The 14385-nt window shown below is 63.5% G+C and carries 13 protein-coding genes; 7 read left to right on the forward strand and 6 right to left on the reverse strand.

The features are described from left to right. The first annotated feature begins 265 nt into the window (after positions 1-265). From EI293_RS06450 to EI293_RS06480, 7 genes are all read left to right on the forward strand, one after another. A complete protein-coding gene (locus EI293_RS06450; RefSeq protein ID WP_125436341.1) occupies positions 266-2224 on the forward strand; it encodes an ATP-binding protein in 1959 nt (652 codons plus the stop codon). Positions 2225-2320: 96 nt separating this feature from the next. After that, positions 2321-2653 carry a DUF5713 family protein gene (locus EI293_RS06455; protein ID WP_125436342.1) on the forward strand — a complete coding sequence of 111 codons (333 nt, stop codon included), beginning with the start codon at positions 2321-2323 and terminating at the stop codon, positions 2651-2653. A 134-nt stretch (positions 2654-2787) separates the two neighbouring features. Next, positions 2788-4989, forward strand: coding sequence for a TonB-dependent receptor (locus EI293_RS06460; RefSeq protein ID WP_125436343.1), 2202 nt, complete (start codon positions 2788-2790; stop codon positions 4987-4989). A gap of 447 nt (positions 4990-5436) precedes the next feature. Continuing rightward, positions 5437-6153 (forward strand): hypothetical protein, encoded by a 717-nt coding sequence (locus EI293_RS06465; RefSeq protein ID WP_125436344.1) that lies wholly within the window; start codon positions 5437-5439, stop codon positions 6151-6153. Between the two features lie 105 nt (positions 6154-6258). Then, positions 6259-7314: a sensor histidine kinase gene (locus EI293_RS06470; protein WP_125436345.1), complete on the forward strand. Its 1056-nt coding sequence runs from the start codon at positions 6259-6261 to the stop codon at positions 7312-7314. Between the two features lie 123 nt (positions 7315-7437). Continuing rightward, positions 7438-8235 carry a LytR/AlgR family response regulator transcription factor gene (locus tag EI293_RS06475; protein ID WP_246010563.1) on the forward strand — a complete coding sequence of 266 codons (798 nt, stop codon included), beginning with the start codon at positions 7438-7440 and terminating at the stop codon, positions 8233-8235. A gap of 4 nt (positions 8236-8239) precedes the next feature. After that, a complete protein-coding gene (locus EI293_RS06480) occupies positions 8240-8839 on the forward strand; it encodes a phosphatase PAP2 family protein (RefSeq protein ID WP_125436346.1) in 600 nt (199 codons plus the stop codon). Positions 8840-8858: 19 nt separating this feature from the next. Here EI293_RS06480 and EI293_RS06485 read toward each other — a convergent pair whose 3' ends face one another. The 6 genes from EI293_RS06485 to leuD form a co-directional block, all read right to left on the reverse strand. Next, a complete protein-coding gene (locus EI293_RS06485; protein ID WP_125436347.1) occupies positions 8859-9638 on the reverse strand; it encodes a LytR/AlgR family response regulator transcription factor in 780 nt (259 codons plus the stop codon). Between the two features lie 59 nt (positions 9639-9697). After that, positions 9698-10711: a sensor histidine kinase gene (locus tag EI293_RS06490; protein ID WP_170170278.1), complete on the reverse strand. Its 1014-nt coding sequence runs from the start codon at positions 10709-10711 to the stop codon at positions 9698-9700. After that, a complete protein-coding gene (locus EI293_RS06495; RefSeq protein ID WP_170170279.1) occupies positions 10698-11210 on the reverse strand; it encodes a DUF2867 domain-containing protein in 513 nt (170 codons plus the stop codon). The genes EI293_RS06490 and EI293_RS06495 overlap by 14 nt, the downstream gene beginning before the upstream one ends. A 91-nt stretch (positions 11211-11301) precedes the next feature. Then, positions 11302-12249: an alpha/beta fold hydrolase gene (locus EI293_RS06500; RefSeq protein ID WP_170170280.1), complete on the reverse strand. Its 948-nt coding sequence runs from the start codon at positions 12247-12249 to the stop codon at positions 11302-11304. A 383-nt stretch (positions 12250-12632) separates the two neighbouring features. Continuing rightward, positions 12633-13757, reverse strand: coding sequence for a 3-isopropylmalate dehydrogenase (gene leuB / locus EI293_RS06505; protein WP_125436351.1), 1125 nt, complete (start codon positions 13755-13757; stop codon positions 12633-12635). Further along, a complete protein-coding gene (gene leuD / locus EI293_RS06510; protein WP_125436352.1) occupies positions 13745-14344 on the reverse strand; it encodes a 3-isopropylmalate dehydratase small subunit in 600 nt (199 codons plus the stop codon). Before leuD ends, leuB begins: the two co-directional genes overlap by 13 nt. Between the last annotated feature and the right edge of the window lie 41 nt (positions 14345-14385).

The following is a 14385-nucleotide window of genomic DNA, read 5'->3' on the forward strand; positions in this document are numbered from 1 at the left end:
AAAATCTGTGCGTGTAGATAAGCGGGAGCTTTCGGTAGAGCCCAAATATAGGATTCTGCCGCCGCGCCGGGGCAGCAGATGTTACCTTATTCAGGGCTTATTCAGCCGAAACCAGTGGTAGTGGTGCCAGGGCAGCGGTTACGGAAACTGCTCCGCAGAATCAGGCTTTTTTGTTGGATATTTGCAGACTGTTCAGCTTCACAAACTGACTGAGAGCGTACCACATAGTCCTTTGGCCAGACCAGTAATTTCTTCTCTGCTACCTGTGCTCAGCCGCCTGGCGGTGCTGCTGCTGCTGTTGCTGCCCCGGCTGGCTTCCGCTCAGGCACCCGGGCCGCGCTGGCATTCGGCCCTCGACAGCCTACAGGCCCTGGAGCGGCTGCCCCAGTCCGACAGCAGCCGGGTGCAGCTGCTGTGCCGCATCAGCGACCAGCTGTGGGCTTCCGATACGGAGGCCGCCGCCGCGTACTCGCGGCGGGCGCTGGCGCTGGCCCGGCGCACTCATAATCGGGCGGGCGAAGGGGCCGCGCTCAACCGTTTAGGCGCAGCGTTGCGGGAAAGTAATTTGGCCCGAGCACTGGAGCTGTTTCAGGAGTCGTGGCGGCTGGGCCGGGAACTGCGCGATACCACGCTGCAAGCCCAGAACCTGCGCAGCATCGGCATTATCTACGTGTATTTGCGCGACCGGCAGCTGGGGCTGTCATATTACTTTGAGGGCCTGCGGCTGGATAGCCTGCTGGGCGATGAGCGCCGGATTGCCGTGGACCTGAGCAATATCGGGCTGGCCTATGATCTGTACGACGAGCTGGACTCGGCCGCCTATTACCAGCAGCGGGCCTACCAGCTGGCCCAGCGGCTGCACGCTTCCACCAACTACATCCTGTACGGGCTGGGCAACGTGGCCCGCAAGCAGGGCCGTTTCGCGGAGGCCCGGGACTACTACCGCCGCAGCGTGGCCGAGTCGAAGCGGCGGCGGCACCTGCGCAGCCTCAACTTCTCCTACCTCGGGCTGGCCGCCCTCTACCAGCAGCAACACCAGCCCGATTCCAGCATTCACTACGCCCGGCTCGGGGCCCAGGCGGCCCGGCAGAACGGGTTTCTGCGCGGGGTGCTCAATGCCAGCGTGCTGCTGACGCAGGATTTCGCCCAGCGCGGCCAGCTGGACAGCGCCTTCCGGTACCAGAAGCTGCTGGTGACCATGAAGGACACGTTGTTCGGGCAGGAGAAGGTGATGCGTCTGCAGAACGTGGACTACCTGGAGCGGCAGCGCGCCCAGGAAGCCGTGGCCGCCCAGCAGGCCATCCACAACCGCTACCAGACCTACGGCCTGCTGGCGGGCCTGGCAGTGCTGGGGCTGCTGCTGGCTCTGCGGCTGCGTCACGGCCGGCGGATGCAGCGTACCAACGCCGCCTTGCAGGCCTCCCTAGCCGACCTCAAACAGGCCCAGCTGATGCTGGTGCAGCGCGAGAAAATGGCCTTCCTGGGCGAAATGACGGCCGGCGTGGCCCACGAGCTGCAAAACCCGCTCAGCTTCGTGAAGCGGTTTGCCGAAGTCAGCACGGAGCTGGTGGACGAAATCAACGGGGCCCAGCAACTGGCCCGCGACGGCAACCTGGAGCGCGACATCCTCGATGGGCTCAAGCAGAACCTGCTCAACATCAGTCAGCACGGGCAGCGGGCCACGGCCATCATTAAGGGCATGCTGGAACACGCCCGCACCGGCCAGGCCCCGCGTGCCCTAACCGACCTCAACGAGCTGGCCCGGGAGCAGCTGGAACTGGCCTACGCGGGCATGCAGCAGCAGTTTCCGGGCTTCGCGGCCGAGGTGCGAACGGAGCTGGAACCCGCCCTGCCCGCCGTGTCGGTGGTAGCGCAGGACCTGGGCCGGGTGCTGCTCAACCTCTGCACCAACGCCTTATACGCCGTGCGCCAGCGCCAGCAGCGCGCCGAAGTGGGCTATAAGCCCACCGTAACCATCGGCAGCCACCGCCTGCCCGACGGCCGCCTGCGCCTGTGGGTGCGCGACAATGGCCCCGGCATTGCGTCCGAGGTATTGCCCCGCATCTTCGAGCCGTTTTTCACTACCAAGCCCGTGGGCGAGGGCACCGGCCTCGGCCTGTCGCTCAGCCACGATATTGTGGTGAACGGCCACGGCGGCCGGCTGGAGGTCACGTCGCAGCCCGGCGAAGGCACCGAGTTCCGGCTGACGCTGCCGGCCAGCTGATGATGCGTCTATGTAGCGAGAGTTGATATTGCGCAGCAGTCTGATACAGAATCGACAAGCAAGCAGACTGAAAAAGACACCCAACAAACGTATACTATGCAGGCAAAAAAGCTTCCGAAGGACTTTGCGTATCTGACAGATATGTATGAGGATGATTACTTTCCTGCGTTTCTGGTCGATAAGATTAAAGCCGCAATTGAAGATGTAGTCGGCTTCCTGGAACAGGGAAATTCATCCAACGCGGAAATTCAGGCTGCACTCGACAAAATGACCTTGAAGATTAATCATCTCCAGGAGGAATTTGAAGAAAATGACAGCGAATTAGAAACGGAGGCTAGGGAATCTATTGGAGCAACGATAGACGAGATTCTACGCTTTTTCGATGTTGATATCGATGGCGAAGAAGCGCTGAGAGAACGGGAATGGTAAAGCTGCTGACGGGATGGTATCCGTTTCTGGCAGCTTGAAGACGCTTCATCCACCGAATCCGACGCTTCGGTAACGGCGAGTTTCAGCGGCGGCAGTAAGAGCCCACTTTCGGGCATCACTTCGCTGCTGCTGCTATGAAACGCCTCCTCTACCTGTTCCTTTTCCTGCTGGCTGGCCTCCCCGCGCAGGCCCAGACCACCACTGTCACCACCCTCAGCGGCACCGTGCGCGACGCGGCGGGCCAGCCGCTGCCGGGCGTGAACGTGTTCCTCAAAACCACCTTCGACGGGGCCAGTACTGACTCGGTAGGCCGGTTCCGGTTCGCTACGGAAGCAGTGGGGCACTATACGTTGCAGGCCAGTCTGCTGGGCTTTGTTACCACGGAGCGGGCCGTGGAGCTGACCGGGCAGCCGCTGCCGCTCACGCTCGTGCTCAAGAGTGAGCCCCACGCGCTGGGCTCGGTGGTGATTACGGCCGGGGCCTTCGAGGCCAGCGACGAGCACCGCAGCGCCGCCCTTAACACCCGCGACGTGCAAACCACCGCCGGCGCACTGGCCGATGTGGCGGCGGCCTTCAACACCCTGCCCGGCACCACCCGGGTGGGCGAGGACGGCATGCTGTTCGTGCGGGGTGGGGCGGCTTCGGAAACCAAAACTTACCTCGACGGGCTGCCCGTGCAGAACCCGTATAACGCCACCGTGGCGGCCGTGCCGGCCCGGGGCCGGTTTGCGCCCACCCTGTTCAAAGGTACCGTGTTCAGTACCGGCGGCTACTCGGCGCTGTACGGGCAGGCGCTGTCGGGCGTACTGTTGCTGAACTCCACCGATCTGGCCCCCGAAACCCAGACCGGCCTCTCGGCTACCTCGGTGTTCCTGGGAGCCTCGCGCACCAAGCGGTGGGAGCGGACCTCGTTGGCCGTCACGGCCGATTATACCAACCTGACGCCCTACACCGGCCTGCTGCCCCAGAACGTGCGCTGGGACCAGGCCCCGCGCGGGTTGGCTACCTCCGTGGCCCTGCACCACCGCACCGGCCAGGCCGGCATGCTGAAAGTGTACGGCACCTGGACCAGCCAGCAGTTCCGGATCGGGCAGCCCAGCCCCGAGCCGGTCGGTACCCAGACGGTGGGCCTGCGCAACGCCAACGGCTACCTCAACACCACTTTGCGCAGCCCATTGCGCCGGGGCTGGAGTCTGCAGACCGGCTTGGCCCTGAGCCGCGACAACCAGCAGCTGCGGCCCGATTCGGTGCGGCTGCGTACGCTGGAGCAGGCGGTGGTGGGCCGGGTGGTGCTCATCAACGACTCGGCGGCCACCCGCTGGAACGTGAAGGTGGGGGCCGAGGTGCTGGCCCAGCAGGTACGGCAGCAGGTGCAGCCCAACGTGGTCGAGGCCACTGTGTACCGCCCCGGTTTCAGCGAAAAGCGGGCGGCGGCCTTCGTGGAATCCGACTTTCAACTGACGGACCGGCTGGCGGGGCGGGTGGGCGCGCGCACCGAGTACTCGGCGGTGCTGCGCCGCTGGAACGCCGCGCCCCGGGTGGCCCTGGCGTATCAGACGTTCGAAAATAGCTCGGTTTCGGGGGCGTACGGGCGGTTTTACCAGACCCCCGACAATGCGCTGCTACTGGTGCAGCCCCGGCTGCGCTTCGAGCAGGCTACCCACGCGGTGCTCACCTACCAGTACACCCACGACCGGCAACTGTTGCAGGTAGAAGCCTACCACAAAACCTACCGCCACCTCACCCGCTTCGAGGGCTCGGCCCCGCGCAACCCGCTGGGCTACGACAACGGCGGCAGTGGCTACGCCCGGGGCCTGGACGTGCTGTGGCGCGACCGGAAAACGGTGAAAAACCTGGAGTACTATATCAGCTACGGCTTCCTGGATACCCGCCGCCAGTACCGCCAGGATCCGGTCGCGGCCGTGCCCACCTTCGCGGCCCGGCACAATGTGTCGGTGGTTGGGAAATACTGGGTGGGCGGGCTGCACACGCTGCTGGGAGCCACGGCCAGCTACGGCAGCCCCCGCCGCTACCACGACCTGAACCAGCCCGAGGCCGGCTATAACCAGGGCCGCCTGCCCAGCTACCAGGAGCTGAGCCTGAACGCCAGCTACATCACCCGCCTGTTCGGCCAGTACACAGTAGTACACGCGGCCGTGAACAACGTGCTGGGCCGCCCGAACGTGTTCGGCTACCGCTACGCCAGCCAGCCCGCCGCCGACGGCCAGTTCAACCGCGTGGCCATCGGCCCCACCGCGCCGCGCATGGTGTTTCTGGGCGTGTTCATCTCCATCAATAAGAAGTCGCCGGGGGATGTGAACGAGCGGCCGGAGTAGCGTTTTTGGTTTTTGGGTGTTGGTTTTTGGTTGGGAGGTCCCGGTCCGGCAGCTGTAAGCTGTCGGGCCGGTTGTCGTATGGTTCATCCGCCCGCCGCCGCAACATCAGCAACTGGCAACCGGCCCGACGGCTTGCCGCCGCCGGACCAGTAGTTCCGCCTTCTCATTCATGTGACAACCTATGTCATCCGTGCAGCAGTCGTTGCCGCCCGCGCAATGCTCTTTGCCACCTGTGTAGCATCCGTTGTCACCCGAACAGTGACCGTTGTCACCCGCGCAATGCCCGTTGTCACCTGTGCGACAGGTCACCAAAAACGAAAAGCAAGCAACGGAAAAACAAAATCCAACGCTTCATCCGGGTAATCCGACGCTTCGGTAACGGCGAATTTCGGGGGTGGCGGGCGGGATGCACCTTTGAAGCATCAATCACCACAAACCCCCTTCGCTATGAAGACTGCCTTGCTGACCCTCGCCTGCGTAACCGCCTCCCTCGCCGCTTTGGCCCAGAACGCCGCCCCGGCTGCTGCCTCTGCCGCTCCGGCCACCACTACCGCAGCTGCTCCGGCTGGCTCCTACGCCGCCCTGCTGGGAACCACTGTGCAGGAGCTGATGAGCACCGGCGAGCCGACCGTGCTCAAGCAGCTGGATGCCCGCCTGGAGCGCGCCGCCACCGTGGCCCCCCAGGACTGGCTGCCCCGCTACTACCAGGCCTACGCCCGCGTGATTACCTGCTTCCAGAGCAAGGAAGACGGCGACGTGAAGGACCAGTACCTCGACCGCGCCGAGGCCGCCCTCACCCAGGCCCGCAAGCTGGGCGGCGACGAAGCCGAGCTGCTAGTGCTGCAGAGCTACATTTACCAGGCCCGCCTTGGCGTGTCGCCCATGCTGCGCTCCATGAAGTATTCGGGGATGGTGAAGGAGGCGCTGGCTCAGGCCAAAAAGCTGAATCCCGCCAACCCGCGCATCTACCTGGTGGAAGCCAACAACGTGTACTACACGCCCGCCATGTTCGGGGGCGGGGCCGAGGTGGCCAAACCCGTGTACGAGGAAGCCAAGGCCCGTTTTGCTGCCTTCCGGCCCGCCTCGGCCCTGGCCCCAAACTGGGGCGAGCGGCAGGTGTTGGGCCGCCTGAAAGCCTACCAAACCGCCACCGCCGCTAAATAGCTGATTGCAACGGCCGGTAGCGCAGTAGCGCGAACTACCAAGTTCACGCTGCTGCGCTACCGGCCGCTGCGTATCTTTTCGCTTCGTTTGTCATGCTGCTTGCTCATGGAACAATCCGCCGTACTGGGGAAACACTACCCGAAATACACCTGGCTGAAAACACTGGGGTTGATGCTGGTGCTGTCGGTTGTACTGAGCTTTGCCTTTTGCCCGGGCTGTGCGGTCTGGAGCGAGGATTTTCTTGTCTCCTTCGGCTACAACTTCTGCTACACCACCGGCCTGTGGTTGGCCAACGGCGTGCCCTCCGAGCTGCTGAACCGCTACGTGGACTGGACGGAGAATCCGCTGCGGCGGTTTCTGACCACGGTGGCCGTGTCGTTGCTGGCCTCGCTGCTGGTTATTCTGGTGGTGACGACGGCGTTCCGGGTGGGCTACTTTCACAAGTCGTTCTGGAGCATCAGCTGGAAGGCGTTTGTGATACCGCTGGGCATTACGCTGGTGGTGTCGTTGTTCATGCACAGCCGCTCGTTTCTGCTGAGCTGGCGCGAAGTATCGGTGCGGGCGCAGCGGCTGGAAAAGGAAAATGCCCAGGCCCAGGCCGACAGTCTGCGCCGCCAGCTCGACCCGCATTTCCTGTTCAACTCCCTGAACGCCCTGACCTCGCTGGTGGAGGAAAACGACCCCGCGCGGGCCTCCCGCTTTATCCGTCAGCTCAGCCAGGTGTACCGCTACGTGCTCGATAGTCAGGATCAGGAAGTGGTACTGCTGGCCGAGGAAATGAAGTTTGGCGAGGCCTACCTGTTTCTGCAGCGCACCCGCCTGGGCGAAGGGTTGCAGGTGCAGCTGCCCCCGCTTACTGCTGCTACCGGGGCGCTGCTGGTGCCGCCGCTGGCGTTGCAGCTGCTGCTGGAAAACGCCCTCAAGCACAACGCCACCTCCCAGCGCGACCCGCTGCGCATCTGCATCGAGCTGGACGAGGCGGCCCGCACGCTCACCGTGCGCAACTCCCGGCAAACCCGCCGTTTGGCCGAGGGCGAATCGATGGGCGTGGGCCTGAAAAACCTGCAAGCCCGCTACGCCTTCCTCACGCCCCGCCCCGTGCTGGTAGAAGCCTCCGAAACCGAGTTTGCCGTAACGCTGCCGCTGCTGGAACTGCAGTAGCGGCCAGGCATCCGGAAACATAACAGCACGTCATGCTTCGACTGCGCCTCTGGCTTCGCTCAGCATGACGTTCTTATCTTTCCCTCCACTCCCGAAAAGTCCCTGTTCGTCCTGTTTTCGCCTATGACCCCGACCACTACCCCGTTGCGCGCTTTAATTGTGGAAGATGAGCCGCTGGCCGCCTCCCGGCTGGCCGGTTTGTTGAAAAAATACCCGCAGCCGGTGGTCGTGGTGGGCACGGCCGAATCGGTGGCGGAGGCCGTGGCGCTGCTGCAAAGCCTGCAGGCCGCCCCGCCCGACGTGCTGTTTCTGGATATCCATCTGGCCGACGGGCTGAGCTTCGAGCTGTTCGAGCGGCTGGAAATCCGCACGCCCGTCATCTTCACCACCGCCTACGACAAGTATGCCCTGCGCGCCTTCAAGGTGAACAGCGTGGACTACCTGCTCAAGCCCATCGACCCGGAGGAGCTGACGGCGGCCCTGGATAAGCTGCACCGCCAGCAGCAGCAGGCCGCGCCCCAGTTCGATGCGGCTTTGCTCACGCGCATGCTGCAGCAGGCCCAGCCCGCGCGGGAGTACAAAACGCGCTTCGTGGTGCGGGTGGGCGAGCACCTGAAGGCCATTCCGGTGGAGCAGATTGCCTACTTCGCCAGCCTGGAGAAAGTGACGCTGCTGCACACCCGCGAAGGTCGCCGCTTCGTGGTGGACTACACGCTGGAGCAGCTGGAAGGTCTGCTCGATCCGCTGGAGTTTTTCCGCCTCAACCGCGCCTACCTAGCCCACGCCGAGGCCATCCACGACATCATCCACTACACTAACTCCCGCCTGCAAACCATCCTCAAGCCCGCCGCCCCCGACAACGACACCGTGCTGGTCAGCCGCGAAAAGGTCAACGCCTTCAAGGCCTGGCTGGATCGGTAAACGTATGCCTGACTCGTTGTTGCTGCGCCGGGTGGCCACGGTGGTGTCGTTGCTGGGGCATCCGCTGATTCTGGCTCCCGTCCTGGTTGCCTTTGTAGCTTATCGGCAGGGCTTGGGGGCTGGTGCCGGATGGGCTATCGGCAGTGTGGTGCTGGTGGTAGTGCTGCCCATAAGCTGGTGGAATTTGCGCCAGACGCGGCGCGGTTCCTATACCAACTTTGATGTGTCGGAGCGGAAACAGCGCAACTCCTTTTATCCGCTGCTGCTGGGGTTGCTGGGGCTGGCTACGCTGGTCGTGTTTTGGCAGCAGCCAGCCGATGGCGGATTTCGGTACGGATTGCTTGCGGCGTGGGCGTTGCTGCTGGGGTGCTATGGGCTCAATTTTTGGCTGAAGGTGTCGTTGCACGCGGCCATGTCCTTCTTTCTGGCCAGCATACTACTGTATATGGAGCCTATCGGGGGTGGCGTAGCCGTGATGGTAGCTGCCTTGATAGCCGCCTCGCGGCTCGTGCTACGCCGACATACGCTACTTGAGTTACTGGTGGGTAGTCTGGTAGGTGCGGCTGCTGGCGGTGCGCTCGTGTGGTTTCTGTCTCAGAGTTGAACCACAGAAACCATCAGGCTCACCCTTCCAGCCAGTTCTTCACGGCCCCGGCTTTTTCCCGGCTCACCAGTACTTCCTCGCTGGGGGCGGGGTGCAAATCCACCAGCAGCTTGCCGTTGAAGTGCGGGTGCAGGCGCTGCACGGCGGGTAGCTGGGCCAGCAACTGGCGGTTGAGGCGGAAGAACTGGGCGGGGTCGAGGAGGGTTTCGAGCTGTTCCAGGGTGTACTCCACCACGAAGCGGCGGCCGTCGAGGGTGCAGAGGGTGGTGGTTTCGTGGCGGCTCTGGAACCAGGCGGCCTGGGTGGCGGCCACCGGCAGCAGCTGCTCGCCGCTGCGCACCAGAAAACGGGTTTTAAACTGCCGCTCCGGTCGGGGCAGGGCATCGAGCAGGCGCTCCAGGCGCTGGGCCGTATCATCGGCGGGGCGGGAGGGGGCGGCCGGGGTGCGCCATTCGTGGAGCTTCGTAAGGGCGGTGGTCAGCTCGGCCAGCTTCACGGGTTTGAGCAGGTAGTCCACGCTGTTGGCCCGGAAGGCCCGGATGGCGTAGGCGTCGTAGGCCGTGGTGAAGATAACCGGACTGCGCACCACTGTTTGCTCAAATACTTCCAGGCTCAGCCCATCGGCCAGCTGAATATCACTCAGAATCAGGTCGGGGGCCGGGTTCGTATCCAGCCAGTGCAGAGCTCCGGCCACGCTATCCAGTACGGCCAGTACCTGAGCTTCGGGAGAGGCTTGGCGCAGCAGGCGTTGCAGCCGCTCGGCGGCCGGGTATTCGTCTTCGAGCAGCAGAACGGTCATGCAGAGGTAGGAGTGAGAAGTTAGTGGGGAGGCAGAATGACGTTCTTTTTTCTAACTCCTCAAAGTAACGGCAGCCGCACCTGAAACCAGCCGTTTTCAGTGCTGACGGCTACCGGGTGGGTGGCTTGCAGCAGCTCGTAGCGGTGGCGCACATTGCGCAGGCCGGTGCCGGTGCCGGGCGCGAGGCCGGCGGTGCGGGGGCGCAGGGTGTTGCGCACCGTGAAGGAGCCAGTGGCCGGGTCGGCGGTGAGTTCCAGTCGCAGCGGGTGTTCCCGGGAGGCCACGTTGTGCTTGAGGGCGTTTTCCACCAGCAGCTGCACGCTGAGCGGAGCCACCCGGGCCGCGTGGGCGGCGGGCGGCACCTGCCACTGCACCCGCAGATTGTCGCGGAAGCGGGCTCTGTGCAGGGCCAAGTAGGTTTCCACGAAGGCCATCTCCTCGCTCAGCGGCACGGTGGTTTGGTCGCGGGCCAGCAGCACGTAGCGGTACACATCGGAAAGCTGCTCCACGAAATCCTGGGCCGCCGCGTTGTCGGGTTCAATAAGGGCCGAGAGGGTGTTGAGGGAGTTGAACAGAAAATGCGGGTCGAGCTGACTTTGCAACGCTTCCAGCTGACTGCGGGTGCTGGCACTCTGCAGCTGCTCGGTGCGGCGCACATTCTCGGCCCACTGCCGGAAATAATTCCAGCTTTCGTAGATGAGCTGCACAATGATGGTGGGTACCATGTTCAGACCGAACTCGGTAAACCATACCGAAACTGGCAGCTGAATGCCGTGCAGTTTCGCTGAAATAGACAGCAGCATCACTGTAACCACGGCCGTAGTAGTGGTATTGATGCTGGCCAGCAGCCACAGTCGCTGCCGCGTTTGGTGCATGCCCGGAAACCGTCGGAACAAGAGAGCCCACAGGGCACGGCCCGATAACCAGAATACCGTAGTAAAGCTCAAGGAAACTGCCCAGGCCACCAGAAACTCAGGTATTGACCGCACCTGCAGCAGCCCCCGGGGCAGCAGCACTAGCAAGGAGCCAATGGGAATGCCCCAGAGCAGCAGCAGACGGTCACGAAACGGCATGAGAGGCATAAGGGGCCATGAAGCGGGGCTCGGCCCGGCGCAACAGGGCCCGCACCACGGCCCGGTGAAACGGGGTAATACCGGCGAAATATACGCGCCCAACCCAGTTGTGAAAATGCACGGCGGTGGTTAGGTCCACCGTGTGGGGCTCGGCCGTCAGCACGGCTACCCGGAAGTTGAGGTGCCGGTCATCAAGGCCCAGCAGAACCTCCGTGGGCTGTACGGCGAATATCCGAAAAGGCCCCAACTGCCCGCCGGCTTCCAGCTGATCGGGCATGGGCCCCGGCCGGAGGGTGGACTTCAAGCCTACCCAGGACGCCAGGGTGTTGCGCAGGGCTAGCAGGCAGCGCACCCAACATGGGGCCGAATCAGGCCCAAACAGCAGGCGGGCCGCCTCTGAAGCCGGCAGAGCAGTTGCTACCGGCAGGCGGTACGTATCGTGGTAGTGCGGTGCGGGCAGAGCCGCGGCCAACAGGCGAGCGGAGGCAGGATACGACATTGGCATAGAGGAATAAAGTGGGTTGCAGCGGGCCGTGCGGGTGCGCCCGGAGCCAGTGCTGTGCAGCAAGGCCGCCGTGTTGTGGTGAATCTTACCGGTTTTTTTGCACGAAGTCCGCTACCACCTGCCGGAACTGCGCGGGCTGCTCCAGAAACGAGTTGTGCTTGCCGGGCAGCGTAACCACCTGCTTGCGGGGGAACTGGTAAGTAGCGGCCGTGGCGCCGGTGGTATGGTCGTCTTCGCCCAGAATTACCAGCGCAGGCATGGTGAGCCGGGCCGTGGCGGGGCCGTAATCCTGACCGTAATCAGCCAGCCGGCCGCTGAATACCTGCTGGGCAAACTCCGGGTTGCCGGGTACGGCGCGGCTGGCGCGCATGGCCCGGGCGGCCAGGGAGTCGTGCGAGAATTGGAGTTGTCCGGCCATTTTTTGCTGTTGCAAAGCGCCCATTACCATGCCAAACCGCTGCATCTGGGGCAGGCCGGGGGCGGGACGGGCGGCGGCAGGTAGCAGGCTGGTACCGTAGGCCAGCATGCTATCCAACGAAGCTACCGGGTTCAGCACGCTGTTCACCAGCACCAGGGCCTGCACCCGCTGGGGGTACTTCTGGGCGTAGGCCGTGGCAATGGTGCCCCCGAAGGAGTGGGCCATCACCACCCATTTCTGTACGCCTAGCTGCTGGCGCAGCTCTTCCATATCCTGCACCATGCGGGCCATGGAGTAGTTTTTGGTGCGGGAACTGCCCGAGCGCCCACTGCCGCGCTGGTCCAGGTACACCATCTGCAGCTTGTCTTCCAGCCGGTTTCCGCCCAGCTTCTCAAACGAGTAGCTACCCGCCCCCGGCCCGCCGTGCACAAACAGGCAGGGCGTACCCTGGCCCGCTACCTGCACAAACAGCTTCACCGAATCGGAAGTGAGTACGGTGCGAGGGCCAGTAGCCAAAGCCGGCTGCTTTTGTGCCTGGGCAATAGTGCCAGACACCAGCAGTACCAGCAGCAGCAAAAAACGGAAGCGAAGAACGGGGGCGGAGAAGTGGCGCATAGTGGTAAGAATGAAGGATGGAAGATTTGGTTGCTGAGCCGTTAACTGAGTCAAACATCCGCATCCTTTGGCATCTATCCTGACACAAACGGGGTGAGCCGGCCCCGGCCCCAGGGTGAAGCGTAAAAGCCACCCGGGTGAATCGTTGGCGTCCGGCCACGAAAAAAGGCCCGGACACCGACAGCAGCTGTCAGCCTTCCGGGCCTTGGGCACCCCTCTCCGGTGCAAGTAGTGGCCGCTGCCTGGTTTCGGCCGATTCTCTACCATCCGGGCTGGCATCCGGCGGAGGCTGAACCGGGCACAGGCACTGTTGCAGCATGCCTGGCCGGTTCAGTTATGCCAGCCCGAACCGTAGAAAACCGTCCGTAGCGGAGCTGTAACGGCTAAATAATGGTGCTCATGCCCAGACGGATGTTGTTGCGGTGCATCTCGCAGTCGGCAATGTCCAGCACGGCGTAGGCAATGAAGCTGCCCACCTGCTCGGTGGTGTAGCGGGTGGCCGGGTTCAGCTCGGGCGTGACAACCTGCTGGTTGAGGGCGTGCTGCACGGCGGCGCGCACGGTGTCGGCTTCTTCGGGCAGCCCGAAGTGGTCCAGCAGCATGGCCGCCGACAGGATGGTGGCAATGGGGTTGGCAATGCCTTTGCCTTTGGCCTGCGGATACGAGCCGTGAATAGGTTCGAACAAAGCCACTGCATCGCCCACCGAGGCGGAGGGCAGCATACCTAAAGAGCCGGCAATAACCGAGGCTTCGTCGGAAATGATGTCGCCGAACATGTTTTCGGTCAGAATCACGTCGAACTGGCGCGGGTTCAGGATGATTTGCATGGCGGCGTTGTCCACGAACAGGTAGTCGAGGGCGACGCTGGGATACTGCGGGGCCAGCTGCTGCACGGTTTCGCGCCAGAGGCGGGAGGTTTCCAGCACGTTGGCCTTGTCGACCAGCGTGAGGTGGTGACGGCGGGTTTCGGCGGCCCGGAAGGCGCGGTGGGTAATCCGCTCAATCTCCGCCCGCGAGTAGGTGCAGTTGTCGTAGGCCGAGTTACCGTCCGCAGAGCGGCCCTTCTCCCCGAAATACACCCCGCCCGTCAGCTCCCGGAAAATCAGCATATCGGTGTCCTGAATGCGGTCGGCTTTGAGCGGGGAGTGTTCCAGCAGCTGGTCGTAGGCCGTGACGGGGCGGATGTTGGCGTACAGGCCCAGCTCCTTGCGCAGGCGTAGTAGGCCCTGCTCGGGGCGCACCGGGGCGGCAGGGTCGTGGTCGTACTTCGGGTCGCCGATGGCACCCAGCAGTACGGCATCGGCCTGGTGGCAGGCATCCAGGGTAAGCTCGGGCAGGGGCGAGCCGGTGGCGTCGATGGCGCAGGCCCCCATCAGGTGGTAGTCGAAGTGAAACTCGTGCCCGAACCGGTCGGCCACGGCCCTCAGCACGCGCACGGCTTCCCTACATACTTCCGGCCCGATTCCATCCCCGGGCAATACCACAATCTGTTTGCTTAAAATACCCATGTCCGTTGCTGCTCGAAGGCGGTAATAGCCGATTCCTGGCTGATAAGAAAATCGATGTCGTCGTACCCGTTGAGGAGGCACTCTTTCTTGTAGGCGTCCAGCTCGAAGCGAATGGGCTCCCGGCGGCCCGGCACGAGCAGCGTCTGGCCGGGCAGCTCCACCGTCACCTCAGCCCGCGCATCCTGCTCCACCAGGGCAAATAGTTCCCGCAGCTCCCCGGGCGTTACCTGCAGCGGCAGCAGGCCGGTATTGAGGGCGTTGCCCCGGAAAATATCAGCGAAGTAGCTGCTGATGACCACTCGAAAACCGGCGTCATACAACGCCCAGGCGGCGTGTTCCCGGCTGGAGCCGCACCCGAAATTCTTGCCCGCCAGTAAGATCCGATGGACCTGGTAACGCGGCTCGTTGAGGACGAAATCCGGTTTGGGCTGGCCGTCGGCGGCGTAGCGCCAGTCGGCAAACAGGTTCTCGCCGAACCCTTCGCGGGTGGTGGCTTTCAGAAAGCGCGCCGGGATAATCTGGTCGGTGTCCACGTTTTCGATAGGCAGCGGAACCAGGCCGGAACGTAGGGTGGTGAATTTTTCCATGGGTGGAGTGAGAGAGGGGCAATTGTTAACGCAGCCCGTCA

Source organism: Hymenobacter perfusus (assembly GCF_003944765.1).
GTDB lineage: Bacteria > Bacteroidota > Bacteroidia > Cytophagales > Hymenobacteraceae > Hymenobacter > Hymenobacter perfusus.

Bases quoted from the DNA above. Each gene is read 5' to 3' on its own strand.
- EI293_RS06455 (WP_125436342.1), top strand. From the start codon at position 2,321: ATGCAGGCAAAAAAGCTTCCGAAGGACTTTGCGTATCTGACAGATATG.
- EI293_RS06460 (WP_125436343.1), top strand. From the start codon at position 2,788: ATGAAACGCCTCCTCTACCTGTTCCTTTTCCTGCTGGCTGGCCTCCCC.
- EI293_RS06465 (WP_125436344.1), top strand. From the start codon at position 5,437: ATGAAGACTGCCTTGCTGACCCTCGCCTGCGTAACCGCCTCCCTCGCC.
- EI293_RS06470 (WP_125436345.1), top strand. From the start codon at position 6,259: ATGGAACAATCCGCCGTACTGGGGAAACACTACCCGAAATACACCTGG.
- EI293_RS06475 (WP_246010563.1), top strand. From the start codon at position 7,438: ATGACCCCGACCACTACCCCGTTGCGCGCTTTAATTGTGGAAGATGAG.
- EI293_RS06480 (WP_125436346.1), top strand. From the start codon at position 8,240: ATGCCTGACTCGTTGTTGCTGCGCCGGGTGGCCACGGTGGTGTCGTTG.
- EI293_RS06485 (WP_125436347.1), bottom strand. From the start codon at position 9,638: ATGACCGTTCTGCTGCTCGAAGACGAATACCCGGCCGCCGAGCGGCTG.
- EI293_RS06490 (WP_170170278.1), bottom strand. From the start codon at position 10,711: ATGCCGTTTCGTGACCGTCTGCTGCTGCTCTGGGGCATTCCCATTGGC.
- EI293_RS06495 (WP_170170279.1), bottom strand. From the start codon at position 11,210: ATGTCGTATCCTGCCTCCGCTCGCCTGTTGGCCGCGGCTCTGCCCGCA.
- EI293_RS06500 (WP_170170280.1), bottom strand. From the start codon at position 12,249: ATGCGCCACTTCTCCGCCCCCGTTCTTCGCTTCCGTTTTTTGCTGCTG.
- leuB (WP_125436351.1), bottom strand. From the start codon at position 13,757: ATGGGTATTTTAAGCAAACAGATTGTGGTATTGCCCGGGGATGGAATC.
- leuD (WP_125436352.1), bottom strand. From the start codon at position 14,344: ATGGAAAAATTCACCACCCTACGTTCCGGCCTGGTTCCGCTGCCTATC.